Source organism: uncultured Fibrella sp., from assembly GCF_964250085.1.
Lineage (GTDB): Bacteria > Bacteroidota > Bacteroidia > Cytophagales > Spirosomataceae > Fibrella.
Window position 1 is genome coordinate 541,130 of the sequence record NZ_CAXUEC010000002.1, and the last position, 14,689, is coordinate 555,818.

Consider the following 14,689-nt stretch of genomic DNA (forward strand, 5'->3'; position numbering starts at 1 on the left):
TCACTACATGAATAAGGCGGCACTCCCCAGAATACCGGCCTGCTCTTCGAGCGAGGAAATGGCGATACGGGTTTTGTAGGCTTTGAATGGGTTGAGCAACGCAGGATTGTGCAAGCGGCCGGTCTCGTTTCGGAGCCCTTTGGCAATGCCTCCGCCGAGCACAATAACGTCGGGCGCGTACAGGTTGACATAGTTGTCGATGCCGGTTTTCAGGTAACCAATGTATTCCTGCACAATCAGCGCGGCGTCGGGATTTCCCGCTTTTTTTTGGTTAAAAATCGTCTCGGCCGTCAGGGGTAAGTCTGGGTACGTTAGCGGCCAGCCGTTTCGGTTGGCGATCTGAATGAGGCCCGTGGATGACACCAGCGATTCGAGGCAGCCGGTTTTGCCGCAGTAGCATAGCGTATCGTTGTTCGTGATGGTCATGTGGCCGCCCATGTGGGCAAAAGGCAGTGGCCCGTCGAGCTTACCGTTGATGGTGAAGCCCAGGCCCAGACCGGTTCCCAGCGTGAGCACCAGCACTCGGCCCGCGCCGTTGCCCTGTCCGTAAATTGCTTCGCCCAACGCCACAACGCGCGCATCGTTATCGAGCAAACAGGGTAGCCCATGCTGCTGCCCGATGTAGCGGGCAAGTGGGTAGTCTTCCATGAAATCAAGGAACCCATAGGTCGAATCGACCACGCCATTTTCGAAGACGAAGCCTGGAACGCCAATACCCACACCCGCCAACGGGAGTTGGGCGGCCTTTGTTTTAGCGTTAATCTGGCTGATGGCCTCGCCGATCAGTTGTAAGAAGCGGGGTCCGTCTTTGGTTTCGGTGGGGGCAATCAGCATCTCCTCCACCTGCCCTGTACGCAGGTTTACTAACCCGATCTTGGTGCGGGTTCCACCAATATCAATACCGATTGCGTGCATGGTCAGAGCAAAATGGTGGGGATCAGTTGGTCAGTTGTAGCCGATACGTGTTGATCTGCGTTGGCCTGACGTTAATTTTCAGTTGCCTGCCAGCCGGTTTTAATGGCCGTTCATTGGTTTCGATATGCGTTGTTTGCCAGGCCTGCCGAATGGGCATTGCCGCCGTTAGAGTTTGGGTGGCGGGTTGGCTGGGTACGTTCCAGAGGCGGGCAATAAGGCCCTGACCGATGCCTTCTTCGCTTGGTTTTACACCCCACAGCAGCACCTTGGCGTTGCCCGTCTTCAGCAGCGAAAACGTCTGGGCCGGGTACGTATCTACCGAGCCGGTGACCAGCCCCGTTACCAGTGGATTCTGGTGTTCGAGCGAAAACGTCATGGCGGCTACCGGCTCAAAATCAGCACTATGCGTCGTCAGCGCGAACTCGTACAGGAAACCGGTTTCGCCATTCTGCCCGCGAATACCCAGTACACCCTTGTCTTCGCGCTTAGTGTCGACCTGCCCGCCCGCCAGTGCGTGAAGCTGCGGCGACTGGCCCCACAGTGAATCGACGGTGCTGTTGCCGAGTTTGAAGAAGCTGCAATCCACGTTCGAGAGGGTAACGCCGTATGCGGCCCGGCCATAACCCGGTTCGCTCAGGTCGGCAAAATGGTTGAACGTTTGCCAGTCGAGGCGGGCGTTCCGGGCGGCATAGTGGCCACCCTGCGTTTCTTTTCTGGCGGTCAGAATAGCACCCAACTCTTCGTGGTGGGTAGTTGGACTGATCAGGTTAAACGAAAATGACCAGGTCTTTACATCCCTGAAATTGGCCTGAATGCTGTCTTCCACCTCAATGCGTGCCGGGCCGCCGTTGGCAAACAGGGTGACGCGCACTGTATGCGGCACCGGAACAGGCGAAACAGCCTTGATTGTCACCGACACCGGACCCACATTTTCGACCACGACCGGGCGGCCTTCGTTGATGTTTACGGGATTTCCTCCAGCCACACCCAGGTGATTGACGTACATACCGTCGAGGGCCTTTACCAGTTGCCGCCCATTGGCTTTTATATCATATAGTTCCGTGATGGCCCCCGACGGGCTCAGCCGCAGCCGATAGCGTGCATTGCTGATGTACTCGCCAGAAACCGTAGCCGCTGCCGGTCTGGCGGTGGGCGTGCCGGGCACTAACTCAAATACTTTGTAGCCAACTGACGGGATGTTCTCGGCCAGAATGCGCAGAAATGGCCGCCCAGCCTTCGTAATAAACTGACTGGCAACCTCTTTGCCATTCGACACGTCGATCACACGAACCGGGAACGTAGCTAAGTAGGCCAGATCGGCGATGTCGGTACGTGTCCAGCTTAGGGGGTTGAATACATAAAATCGGGGCCGGACCGCTTTTTTGATCTGACTGCCAAGCATATTGGCTGAAAGCGCAAAGAGGGAGTCGACGTAGCTGGTGATTTGCTGCTGAATCTTGTTTTGCCAGGTGGCGCGCACCGACTGTTTCACCGGTCCATCGGCGGTCCAGTTATGTTCCCAGTACATGCCGAATGATTCCCAGGCCAGGTTTTTAGCGGTTGTCAGGTGGCTGGCAAACGCAGGTTTTTTCAACGCCACCAGCGAAGCAAGCGCCTCCGCCGACCGTAGTTTTTCCGTAGAGCGACGTACCCGCGCCGTGGTTTCGTTCATGGAGGCGCAGTACAGATCCCACTCATTGCCATAGCTCACCGATTCGGAGAGCAAGCGCGGGTAACTACGCGCCACATCCTCGAAAAAGTCTTCTTCGTTGGAAACGCGCACTTTCCGGCCAGGTTTCGTACCGTTTCGGGCGGCTTCGATAAACGGGTTGGAGACGAACGTTTCCAGATCGTCGTGGCCGTATCCGAACGCCCCCGCCACGTTGTACGGGTACGTTGAGTTCACCGAAATGGTATCGCAAAAGGCGTCAAGGCTCTCCACGAGTTGCCCGATTTCTTTCGTTGGGTTCACCGTTTTAATGATCAGTCGGCATTCGGCGTAGCCGCCAAAGGGCGTGTGGGCGTTGGGGCGGCCGTCGTATCCATACCACTTCATCAGCACGCTTGATGCGTCGAGGCCCGCGTACCGGTAAAGTTGATGCCGTCGGTTGGCGCGGTATTCGTAGGTCATCTGGCTACCGTAACCGCCAATGCCTTTCCAACTGTATTTAGCACCCGAACCCGCCCAGAGTGCGCTCAACCCCAGTGGAATCGTGTTGTTTTCCATTGCCTCGGCCAGCCTGAACCTAATCTTGTAGGTACGTTCCAGTTGCCCGGCATAGTACATTCCCCGCAGTACAGCCTCGGTTGGCTGAGCCCCGTAGCAGCTCACCAGCGTATTGAGCGGACTACCAATATGCCCTGATTTGATGGCCGCGATGAGCCGGTTGAACTGAGCCGCCGACCGGTACTTCTGATACGCCCGTAGCCAGTAGCTGCCATCGCAGTTGAAACGGGCCTGAAAATCAGCCGGATTACCTTTTGTCGAGTCGATCTGGTGCAGGTAAAAATCGAGCATATGGACAAACGCCGAGTCATACCTGGCCTCATCGGCCGTCCACATATAGTCGGTATGGTCGTCGTTGGCGATGTACAGGCGCTTCACGGGTTGTGCCTGCATAGCCGAAAAACAGCCCAGTAACGAAAGGATCAGGGAGAATTTTTTCACAAATTCGGAAAGTGTCGTCAAACCGGCGGTAGTATCAACCATACGGTTGTTAAACGGACCTCGCTGCACTTTTTCCCGGATTTACCATCGGCAAATCGTTCGTCTGGTGTACTCATTTCAGCACCTAGTCGAAGAAACATACGTTAGCAACTGGTTCTGAAATGAGTATATCAGACAAAGCACTGGATCACACCAGAATGCCCTGCGCTACGAGTTCGCTTCGTAAGGCGTCGGGGGTGGTGAAGTGGATGCTGGTAATTCCTAGCTGTTCGGCGGCTTTGATATTCCGCAGGTTATCGTCGATAAACAGCGCCTGGGCAGGGTCTATGTTGTACCGATTCAACAACGTGTTATAAAACGAGGCGAAGGGCTTGCGGTCTTTTTCAACGCCAGATACCACGATCCCATCGAACCACGACAGAAATTCGTATGTCGCCAGCGCAATCGGGAACGTCTCGGCCGACCAGTTGGTAAGCGCGTAAAACGTGTAATTGCCAGACGCCTTCAGCTCGGAGAAAATGGCCACTGTGCCCTCTATCGGCCCTCTCAGCATTTCGGGCCAACGCCCGTAATAGGCTCGAATGGCGGTTTCGTGCTGTGGAAACTGGCTCAGGAGTAGTTCTGTCGCCTCCTGAATGGAGCGGCCGCCATCCTGTTCTTCATTCCACTCAGCGGTACATACTGTCTCCAGAAACGCATGGCGTTCGGCTTCATCGGTAAAGATCGTTTCGTAGAGATAATGTGGATTCCAGTCGATGAGCACAGCGCCCAAATCGAAAATAATGGTCTTGATCATGGATAATTGGGTAATTGCGGACTAGGGCATCACTTTAGGGCCGTTTTCGCTGCCCTTCGACAGTCTTGCCCAATATACACTCGTTTCCTAAATCCGCTAGCTGGCCAACGCCCGCTTCACCTTTAACACGAGGTAGCGAGTATTAGAGTACATCCCACCAGTCTTTGCTCACGTTGGCATCAGGTGGCGTTTGTAACAACGTATCCGATGCGTCCAACTCGCTGGCAGGTGTCGACTGTTCGAGCGCAGGTACGTTGCCCGACGAAGTAGAGCCTGATCCGCCGACGAGTTTGTTGATCTGTTCCCGAAGTGCCTGCCCCTGTTCGGGCTTCACCATCGCCACAAAATTGGCGTACCCCATCACCACGTTTCTGAGGTCAGCCTGCTGATCAGCGACGGCGTTTCCCCAGCTTTTCCCAGCCCAACCCGTCAGGCTGATCTGGTGCAGTAATGCCCGAAACCGGCGCAGCGTGGCCCGGTCAACGCTCGGCTTTTCATTGACAACCACGCCCGTAACCCGCTGCTGACCTCCTTTCCGCATCACCGAAACCTTGTCAGGATGCACAGTAAATCCTTCGCTATCAACAATTTGCTTCACCGACCACAACACCTGTTCAACCTGTTTTGCGGCCGTGTCTGATGCGGAAAACGTCAGGTCGTCGGCGTAGCGGGTGTAGGCATACCCAAAAAGGGTAGCCATGCCCTGCAACCGGCGATCGAGCCGGTAGGCGATCAGGTTGCTAATGGCCGGGCTGGTGGGTGCCCCCTGTGGCAATCGCCGCTCATCGGTAGCCACGAAATAGGTACGTCCATCCAGCGAAACGGCATCGGTGGGAAGCTCGGTGCAAAGCAACGCCAGCAGCGTGGCCAACTGTTCGGCGAAACCCAGGGCGATAAACAGGCCTTTTACCCGCGGAAAGCTGATGGTCGGAAAAAAGTCTTTCAGGTCAACATTGACCACTACCTCCTGCCCTACATGCGGTTGCGCGTTACTGACAATCGACCGGCCGGTGGTGAATCCGTGCGCCTGTTCGGTGGGCGTAATTTTCTGCAACAGGTGTTCCAGTATCCAGTGCTGGGCTTTTTTCAGGCGCGGCATAGGGGCCGAAATCAAACGCTTCCCGCCCGACTTTTTAGGCAGATAAAATGATTTGTAATGCGTCACCGTAGACACGGGCCGATGAAAGGCCAGAAACCGCAATTCACTCAACGAAAGCTCCATAGCCAGTGCCAGTGCCAGCGGGCTTTCGAAATGAGGCAACCCAAACTGCGTTAGCCGGGTTTGGTCTGATGTGTTTCCGGCCAGCCCTTTGGAGACGCCTTCGCCCAGGTACGTCAGGTCTGCTTCCTTCTTTTTCTGCCATACTTCAGCGCGCTGTTTACGAAGTTCTTCGCGGCGTTTCTTTGTTTCTTCACGGCGTTGACGGGCAGCGGCCATCCGGCTTTTGCGCATTTCGGCCAGCATGGCCTGCCGGTTGTTGTAGCGATTCTGCTTGTCGATCAGTTCATTAAGCTGGCGTTGAAGTGTAGCCTGCTGCTCAATTAACTGCGATTCAACGGTGGGCTGGTCGGCGTTCCAGAAGCCGAGCCGTTTCATTTCGCCCAACACAAAAGCATCTTTTGAGCCGAGGTCGCGAATGCGGTCGTAAATTTCCTGACGGGTCATGCGTCTTTCGTAACGGATACGCCCGACAGTGTTGCGGAGATGCAGGGCCGAAAGCGGCCGTTTTGCAGAAGAAAAATCAATGCGTTAGTGCCAGAGCGATCAATAAATATACCTTCGATCAAACTCAGAACTATGCCAATCAACTCCAGGGGGAGGGGTACTAGTGCACTACTTACCTCCACAGGAGGGGCACCGAAAGTAGTGCACTAGTACCCCTCCCCCACAGTAACGATTGGCGTAGTGACGCGTGTGTAGTCTTACTGCCCGAATGACGAAACATCATTCTTTTCCCGAAGGAAACGCAAGGCTTTTAGAATCAACTCTGTCACTAACGCATTGATGCTGCAATCTACATCCCGACAAGTTGTCAGGCAATAACAATTAGTAATTTGTTAGTACATTTAAACTTGACTTCTGAACCTGGACCACCCCCTACTGAGGTACTCGTCCGTAGGCCATCCTGAGCGCCAGCATGTGTTCACACGGGCCATTCATCAGCTTGTTCTGCCCATAATAGGCGCAGTCGCAGGTGGCTTTGGCCATGCGCTCGTCCAGGTCAATCAGCAGTTCGGGGTGGTAGGTGTGATTACCGGCCGACGTTACACTGCCTTTGAGCCGAACACCTTCGGGCAACTGACTGGCCTGCAAACTCACTTTTCCATCGGCCACAAACCGATTGGCTTCCGCTTCCCGTGGGTTGGCAAACCGAAGCTGATCGGTCGGCAACGGGTCCTGACTGAGTTCACGTACCCGGTATACGCCCTGATGCAGGTCGTAGATGGCGCGGCCTGCCTGCGTATACGTACCCAGCGCAGCCAGCACCATTTGCTGATTGTAGCCCAACTGTTTGGCCAGCGCATCGGGCGTGGCAAACCACGTTTTCTTCAGTTCGTCGAATACCACCTGCGCCGTGGCCGGGGCAATTTCGCCGCGCGGGGCCATCAAATCGAAGTTACCCAGCCGCGACCAGTCATTGGCCGACCAGCCCGACAGGCCGAGCGTGAAGGTCATGTCGCCCAGATCGGCCAGCCAGAACGAGGGTAAACCCGACCCCAGCAGATGCACCGTAAACCCACGCGCCACCGGCACAAGCCGTTCCAGGGTTAACAGCCGACGACGTCCCCAGATGCGGATTTCTTTGGCTTCTGCGCCATCATACCGTGAGCGGGCACACACCATTTCTTTGTTCCACGGCTCGAAAACCAGCTTCACCGGCTCGCCGGGCGTGAGTTTGAATCGGATGGAACGCGGGCCTTTTCGCTCTTTGAACCGCCTCAGCATCAGGCAAATATCATGCACATCCATCGGGTGCAGGTGCAGCGTCGTGGCCGGTAACGTCATGGCCGACGACACTTGCAGAAAGCCACGTACCCAGCTATCGGGCAGGTCGATCTTCACTTCTTTGTACGCCTCTTCATCCGTGGTTTGCACCGAAAAGCCGGATGGGTCGATGCTGAAATCGGTCTCTTTGTAATCCCGTATCTTCTGAAATTCGTTGTACAGATCGGCCGAATAGTCGACGTTGGTGGTGCCGCAGGCAAACTCGTTGATCTCTTTGAAGACATTATAATTCGCCGATAATTTGCCATACGACGACTCATCCTGCGAAAAGCACTCAAAAAATACCTCATCCGGGTGAACCGTAATGACGGGGTCGAGCACGAACCAGGCATCTTTGTCACGTTCGTAGAGGAAGTTGAAATACCGCTGCCGGGCCGTAAAATAAGGCTGCATTTTGTCGTTCATCTGCCGCTGTACCGTTTGCAATTGCCCCCGCAGATCGGCGATGCGTTCTTTCACGTCGCCAATGTTCAGTTCGGCCATGTATTCGCCCAGCCAGATGGCCTCCTGCTGCGCGGCCCATTCCAGGTACGTTGTTTTGTCGCGGGGCTGAAACCGCATATCTGACACGACAACATCGTGAAGGGCCGAAATAGCCTCCCGAAAAGCCAGTTTCCGGTGCAGTTTTCCCACAAAAAAGGTAGGCGTGCGGTTGGTGTCGGGCGCAAATGACATGCCCACTGAACTGGCATTGCTCACCACCGACGTGCTGCCACTGAATTTATAATTAAAGAGCATCCTTGCTGATTCGTCTACGTGAGTGACTAACTACTTATAGCGGAAAAGCTACTTCCTGCCGCACAAAAGGCACCGTGATGGTGGCATAACGCGTTTGCAAACGGTGTAAAATCCGAAGGCAGGAAGCCTTGTCGCCAATGGCCGAAGTCGCCGACACCTCAGTCAGGAGTTTGGCAACGTACCTGGCATTTTCCTCCGATTTAAGCCCTTCCTGCTGTAAAAACGCCAGCACCCGATCTTTGGCCACCCGCCCGCGATGCGCCCGCATGAGCACCGTTCGGAAGTAAAACGCCAGTTCGCGCAGCCGTTCGGGCTGGTCGGTAGCATAGCGTTGCAGGTAGTTGGTGGCAAATAATTGAACCGCCTCGCCGGGGTGCTGGCTTAGTTTCATCAGGTATTCGGGGCCATTTTGGTCGGTAAAGAACCGGCCAATCAATTCGCGACCAAACGCCTGTATATCAGCTCGTACCGAATCGGCAATGGCAATCAGCGTAGTCGGCGACCAGTCGTCGGCAGTGTAGTGATCGCGGAAGAATTGCATGGCTCCCTGCCGCGTGTCGGCCCACTCCGCATCGAGCAGACGGATGGCTTCGTCGCGTTCGTACCGGATTCTGGGTACGTTGCCGTAGAAGAACTGAACCGCCCATTGCCGGGCCGCCAGCAGGTCATGGTTGCCCAGGGCAATGACCTGCCGAATGGTCAGATTGGCTTGCTCTGTCGACACCGACAAGGCAAGTAAACCGGTTTCCTGCGCCGGACGGTAATTGGCATACACCAGCCGAAGCACTTCTGGCATAGCCAATAGTGGCAACACATGGGTCAGGTACGTTCTGATAAACGTTGCCGCCGCCTGATGTACGCCCTCACCAGTTTCTTTATGGGTCAACATAAATACCAGTTCGGGCAGCAGCACCCGTTTGTAACTATCATTGAATTCATCCTGCACCGGTGGCACAACGACCAGATCGTCAGCCAGTTTACGAACTGACTCAACCGGACTGGCTACCAGTTTCGCCAGAAGTACAGGCGAAGGCAGGCTTCCATTGGCTTTCAGGAGCCGGACCACCAACTCGTTGGTTGCATCAACGGGAATCTGGATCAGATCGAGCAAAATGACCTCACTTATATTGGCAAAACCAGCCGAAGCATACGCCAATAACAGGTCCGTAACGCTTCTGATGCGTTTGTTGGTCAGCTCATCATTGGTTGTCAGCAGATGTAGCTGGGCAACGGTTCTACCCAGCAGTGATTGTTGTTGCTCAGGCGTAAGCGGGCGATTTTGCAGCATCGCACGGATACCAGTTCGCAGATTCTTGTGCTCAGACAGTGCCAATTGCAACACAAAACCGGGATCGGTCAGCGTAGTATCAGCGTATTGCTCAGTCAGTTGAAGGCCCAGTTCACGAACCTCGGCTACGGGGCTTTGCAACAACAAAGCGATCAGGCTGGTGTCGGGCCGATCGCTCAACCGCTTCTGAATCAACTCCACACCCCAACGGGCCGGAATTTCGAAGGGTGATTGCAGCAGTTGCGTCACCATCGGCAGGTCGATCCGCGCCTCTATGGCGGCATAATCGGGGTGACGAATCAGGTTTCGATAGGCAAACGCGTGAATTTCGTCTACCCGCGCCCGAAGCAGCAACTGCACATACGCTTGTGGCATAGAATCCCATAGGTTGGGATACATTTCTTCCCGAACAGATACGTCGGCCTTGCCCTCTGAGGCGGGAGTCGTGGCCGACTCGGTTTGTTGTACCCCCAGCAGTTCAGCAACCCGGCCAAACAGCGAACTCAGGACGCCGAGAGTCGTCGACTTCGGTTGTTGCGCCGCCACCGCGTTATTCGCTTGTGGCCGTAGTTCTTTTTCAGCCCACATGCCGTTCCAGTGAATGGCCAGGCGGGTACTGTTTCCGAACAGGATCTGGTTCATCAGCATGGCGTTGGCATAGGTCGGAAAGTACCGCGTGTAGGTAACGTACTGTTTGTTTCGTTGCCCCGGCACATTCTCCCACCGCGTCTCGTCATGCGAATAGCCCGCTTCGTAATCAGTCGCTTTATCGTAACTGATCAGAATGGCCGTAGCCAGCCGAACGTAGTTGGTGTGCCCGGCTTCGCCTAACGTAGTCAGGCTGGTTTGCAGCCGTTTCTGCATGAACTGCCGGGTCACGTTGGAATAGGCCAGTCGGCTATCCGGTTTTTTCAGTTCGGCCTTCACCTTAACTTTCGCCCCAATAGCCGATACGTACCTGGGCGGATCAGAATTCTCGCTCTCCGAATAATAATCACGCAACGGTTTGCTGTAGAAAGCGCGCGTTTTCTCGAACCGATAAGCTAGCAGGCCCTGTACCTCAAAATCGTCGCGGAGTTCGGCCGTTTTCAGCAGGTGCCGTGCCGCCCGGAAATAGCCCGGTCTGAATGGTATTTGCCGTAGCGTGGCAAGCAACGGCTGCCTCGCAAATGGGTGATCCGGGGCCAGACTATACAATGTTTCCAGCGTGTCGGCCTGCGGTGGGGTAGCCTCCAGCACCTGCGTCCTGAGCCAGCCTGTCAGGCCTGACGTATCGGCAACCGCAACAAGCGTCTGCACATCAGACGGCAACTGGTTTATCAGGTCGTTTAGATGCGCTTGCCGTTGAGTACCCGTAAGAAGTAGCAGTAAGGATTCGCCCGCTATTCGCCTTACTTTATCGCTGTAAATTGGGTTGGTAAAATAAGGCTGAATGGTCTGGATGGCCTGCACATCGTGCGGTGACCCGGCGCAACGACCCAGCGCCCAGATTGTCGAGTATCGCTGCAAATCGTCGCCTTTTACGCCACCGGCCCGTTCAACCAGACGCAGCAATGATGGTACCGTTTGCTGAAGCTTTAACTGGCCCGCCATCCAGATTACTTTCGATGGTTTCCAGGCAGTCGGGAAGGTATTTTGACCTGCTGCCAAGAGGGTAAGCCGGCGTTCAATGGCTTCTTCCCGACTGGCTGGTTTGTCGGTAACTACTACAGAATCTGCCGTTGGCACAACAACAGCTACGCCATCGGTGAGGTACCCTTTCTTGCGTTTTTCAGCTTCCAGGGCATTAAACAGCGCTTCTGCCTGCGCCAGACCAACGGGCGACGTCGTCTTCGAACTTTCCTTTAACGCGGCTCCCCGACGCCCGTAGCGAAAGTTGACGACGTACTCACCCGCCCCAACTTCGGCTAAATCAACCTCATAAACCTTGTCGGAATTACCTTCTTTGAAATGCAGTTTCGCTTGCCGGATTACCCTCATGTTCTACCTGTTCTGGCGGGCAAGATAGACAAAAAAGCAACCGCAGTTGTCGTTTAAAAAGTACTTTTCACGAATTAAAACCCTTGTATATACACATAAAATAATATATAGTTACTAAAAATAGCAAGGTAAATCGGATAGGCCAATCAAGCAATTACAGTGTAGACTTACTACTCCAAATGGTCGACGGACCAGGTTTTATTGATGGTAGGATCACAAAAAAAAGCCCCGATGCTTTCGGCACCGGGGCTGTACTACGTGATCGATACGGGACTTGAACCCGTGTCGCTGCCGTGAAAGGGCAGTGTCCTAACCGCTAGACGAATCGACCGTCTTTTAACAGACCTGACGTGTTTTTGATGACTCAACCACGCCGTCAGCGAATCGTGATGCAAAAGTACGGCGATGATCGTAAAATGCAACACCTACCCCTAAAATTTTCTTCAAAAAATGGGTTCAGCCCCTTTTACTGCTATTTTTGACGAGTAACAATCCGCTCAATCTCAACCTGTTTTACCCGCCAATGGCATGAAAAAAAAATTTATCGCTTTCCTTACCTGCTGTACATTTCTGCTCTGTACACCGCTGTTTTCTCAAAGTACGCTTCCCTCTCCGGCCCAGTTTCTGGGTTACACAATTGGCGAACGGTACACACCTCATCATCGCGTTATTGCCTATGCCGAACAAATTGCCCGGCTGGCTCCCAATCGAGTTAAAGTGATTCCCTACGGCACTACCTATGAAGGTCGGCAACTGGCCGTGGTAGCCATTGCCAGTGAAGCCAATATGGCCCGTCTGGAAGAAATCCGCACCGATAACCTGCGCCGGATCGGTATGCTGGCCGGGAAACCATCGGGCAAAGCACTACCTGCTATTCAGTGGCTGAGCTATAATGTACACGGCAATGAGGCCGTCAGTTCAGAGGCGTTTCTGGAGGTGCTATACGGCCTGCTGGAACCTGGTAAGGCCAGCTCCCAATTCACCATTTCGCCGAAAATCCTGGAAACCAGCGTGGTCATTCTTGATCCGGGCCTCAACCCCGACGGGCATGACCGGTATGTGAACTGGTACAATCAGATGCAGGGCCGCGTGGCTGATCCGACGCCGTTTGCCCGCGAACATAGCGAACCCTGGCCCGGCGGGCGCTACACGCACTACTATTTTGACCCAAACCGCGACTGGGCCTGGCAAACGCAGGAAATTACGCAGCAGCGGATGGCCCTTTATCAGCAATGGATGCCGCATCTGCACGGTGATTTTCACGAAATGGGCTACAACAGTCCCTATTACTTTGCCCCCTCTGCCAAGCCGTATCACGAAGATATTACCCCCTTTCAACGGCAGTTCCAGACCGTTGTTGGGCAGTATTGCAGTCGCTATTTCGACAAGAATCACTGGCTCTATTACACCCGCGAACGGTTCGATCTGTTCTACCCCAGCTACGGCGACACGTACCCAACCTACAATGGTGCCATTGGCATGACCTACGAACAGGGCGGCAATAGCCGGGCCGGACTGGCTGTTCGCAAAGACGATGGCGACACGCTGACGCTTTGGCAGCGCATCGACCACCATGTAGCCTCTTCGTTTGCCACCCTCGAATCAGTAGCCGACCGGTCGGCGGAGGTAGTGAAGGAGTTTGGGTCGTTTTTCGACAAAGCACAGAATACACCCGTCGGTTTATATAAAACATATGTAGTAAAGAGCGGTGGCGATGAAGGTAAGCTGTCGGCCCTTCGCCAATTGCTCGACAAGAACCATATTCTTTACGGAACGGCGGGCAAAGCACAGACGGTTTCGGCTGGTGGCAGTACCAAAAGTAAACCGTCAGGTACGTTGCAGGGCGTGTACAATTACATGACGCAGGCCAACGACAAGAGCGTTTCGATTGAGGAACAGGACCTGATCATCAGCGCTTACCAGCCAAAATCTACACTGCTCAAAATTCTCTTCGAGCCAAAGTCGATGCTGGAAGACTCGGTTACCTACGACATCACGGCCTGGTCGCTCCCCTACGCGTTTGGCCTGCAAACCTATGGCCTTACGAGCCGGATTGATCCGGTGGCGATAACGGCCAAACCGGCTTCCACCTCCACCGCTTCGGCGAGTACCGACCGGCCCTATGCCTACCTGGCCAACTGGCAGTCTATGCCGTCGGTGCAGTTGCTGGCGGGTTTACTGAAGAGAAAAATCCGGGTACGTACCGCCGAGAAGCCGTTTGAGCTGGCTGGTAAACAATATAGCGCAGGTACGTTGCTGATCACCAGAGCGGGTAACGAACGCCTCGGCAACCGATTCGACGAACTGGTTCGGCAGGAAGCGGCCAATCTGAACGTCACGCTGTTCCCCGTGACAACCGGTTTCGTGACGAAGGGCTCTGATTTCGGTTCTGATTTCGTTATGGCCCTGAAGGCTCCCCGCGTGGCACTGGTATCGGGCGATGGCACGTCGGCAACGTCGGTGGGCGAGGTGTGGCATTACTTCGATCAGGAACTGAAATACCCCATCAGCCTGATCAATGGCGCTGAGCTAGGCAGTGTGGACTGGACCCAAATCGACGTGCTGGTACTGGCCAATGGCTATTCATATGGCCGCATCTTAACCGATCGCACGCTGGCGTCGATCCGCGACTGGATACGCGGCGGCGGCAAACTGATTGCGATGGAACGGGCGGCGGGTGCGCTGGTGGGGAAAGAGGGATTCGATCTGAAGGAGAAGGATGATAAAGGCGATCAGGATAAGGCGAAAGGCAAAAGAGCATTAACCGATTCGCTAAAAATATACGCTGATCGTGAGCGGGTTGCCGTTTCGGACGAGACGCCGGGCAGCATCTACCGGCTCAACCTGGATGCTACCCACCCCTTGGGCTTCGGGCTTGGCGGCGGCTATTACACCCTGGTTCAGGACGCTCATAGCTACGATATTCTGAAAGACGGCTGGAACGTAGGTTACCTGAAAGACAGCAATTTAGTAGCTGGTTTCGCCGGGAAAAACGCCAAAGAGAAATTGAAGCAGACGCTCGCCATCGGCGTGCAGGAACTGGGTCGTGGTCAGGTGATCTACCTGGCCGACAACCCATTATTCCGGGGATTCTGGTACAATGGCAAGCTCCTGTTTGGCAACGCCGTGTTCATGAGTGGTAATTAACAGACAGCCTTGATAATCAGATGGGTTGAGTGCTGGGTCTGGACAGGCGTTAGTAGAGAAAAGGCAGATCACTACTAACGCCTGTCCAGACCCAGCACTCAACCCGTCTGACTTTCCAGACTACTCAATAGGGATATTCTGCGTGAATTT

At 54.6% G+C, this 14,689-nt stretch carries 7 protein-coding genes and 1 tRNA gene; 1 reads left to right on the plus strand and 7 read right to left on the minus strand.

Annotated features, from left to right (window positions below; all coding sequences use genetic code 11):
• Nucleotides 1–3: 3 nt before the first annotated feature.
• The 7 genes from ACFE8Q_RS07735 to ACFE8Q_RS07765 all read right to left on the minus strand — a co-directional run bounded on the left by ACFE8Q_RS07735 (nucleotide 4) and on the right by ACFE8Q_RS07765 (nucleotide 11,723).
• Nucleotides 4–915, minus strand: a complete 912-nt coding sequence (locus tag ACFE8Q_RS07735; RefSeq protein ID WP_375444796.1) for an ROK family protein — start codon at nucleotides 913–915, stop codon at nucleotides 4–6.
• 22 nt (nucleotides 916–937) lie between these two features.
• The gene (locus tag ACFE8Q_RS07740; protein ID WP_375444797.1) at nucleotides 938–3,583 is read right to left on the minus strand and encodes a glycosyl hydrolase-related protein; all 2,646 of its coding nucleotides are present in this window, start codon (nucleotides 3,581–3,583) and stop codon (nucleotides 938–940) included.
• A gap of 187 nt (nucleotides 3,584–3,770) precedes the next feature.
• Nucleotides 3,771–4,379, minus strand: a complete 609-nt coding sequence (locus ACFE8Q_RS07745; RefSeq protein WP_375444798.1) for an HAD family hydrolase — start codon at nucleotides 4,377–4,379, stop codon at nucleotides 3,771–3,773.
• A 142-nt stretch (nucleotides 4,380–4,521) separates the two neighbouring features.
• Nucleotides 4,522–6,045 (minus strand): reverse transcriptase domain-containing protein, encoded by a 1,524-nt coding sequence (locus ACFE8Q_RS07750; protein WP_375444799.1) that lies wholly within the window; start codon nucleotides 6,043–6,045, stop codon nucleotides 4,522–4,524.
• Between the two features lie 432 nt (nucleotides 6,046–6,477).
• A complete protein-coding gene (locus ACFE8Q_RS07755) occupies nucleotides 6,478–8,124 on the minus strand; it encodes an SWIM zinc finger family protein (RefSeq protein WP_375444800.1) in 1,647 nt (548 codons plus the stop codon).
• A 34-nt stretch (nucleotides 8,125–8,158) separates the two neighbouring features.
• Nucleotides 8,159–11,392 carry a WGR domain-containing protein gene (locus tag ACFE8Q_RS07760; protein WP_375444801.1) on the minus strand — a complete coding sequence of 1,078 codons (3,234 nt, stop codon included), beginning with the start codon at nucleotides 11,390–11,392 and terminating at the stop codon, nucleotides 8,159–8,161.
• 259 nt (nucleotides 11,393–11,651) lie between these two features.
• Nucleotides 11,652–11,723 (minus strand) — tRNA-Glu (locus ACFE8Q_RS07765).
• 197 nt (nucleotides 11,724–11,920) lie between these two features.
• Here ACFE8Q_RS07765 and ACFE8Q_RS07770 point away from each other — a divergent pair.
• Nucleotides 11,921–14,539, plus strand: a complete 2,619-nt coding sequence (locus ACFE8Q_RS07770; protein ID WP_375444802.1) for a M14 family zinc carboxypeptidase — start codon at nucleotides 11,921–11,923, stop codon at nucleotides 14,537–14,539.
• Nucleotides 14,540–14,689 lie beyond the last annotated feature (150 nt).

What these genes read in the sequence shown, in the direction of transcription:
- ACFE8Q_RS07760 (WP_375444801.1), bottom strand. Translation starts at nt 11,392, where the DNA reads ATGAGGGTAATCCGGCAAGCGAAACTGCATTTCAAAGAAGGTAATTCC.
- ACFE8Q_RS07755 (WP_375444800.1), bottom strand. Translation starts at nt 8,124, where the DNA reads ATGCTCTTTAATTATAAATTCAGTGGCAGCACGTCGGTGGTGAGCAAT.
- ACFE8Q_RS07750 (WP_375444799.1), bottom strand. Translation starts at nt 6,045, where the DNA reads ATGACCCGTCAGGAAATTTACGACCGCATTCGCGACCTCGGCTCAAAA.
- ACFE8Q_RS07745 (WP_375444798.1), bottom strand. Translation starts at nt 4,379, where the DNA reads ATGATCAAGACCATTATTTTCGATTTGGGCGCTGTGCTCATCGACTGG.
- ACFE8Q_RS07770 (WP_375444802.1), top strand. Translation starts at nt 11,921, where the DNA reads ATGAAAAAAAAATTTATCGCTTTCCTTACCTGCTGTACATTTCTGCTC.
- ACFE8Q_RS07735 (WP_375444796.1), bottom strand. Translation starts at nt 915, where the DNA reads ATGCACGCAATCGGTATTGATATTGGTGGAACCCGCACCAAGATCGGG.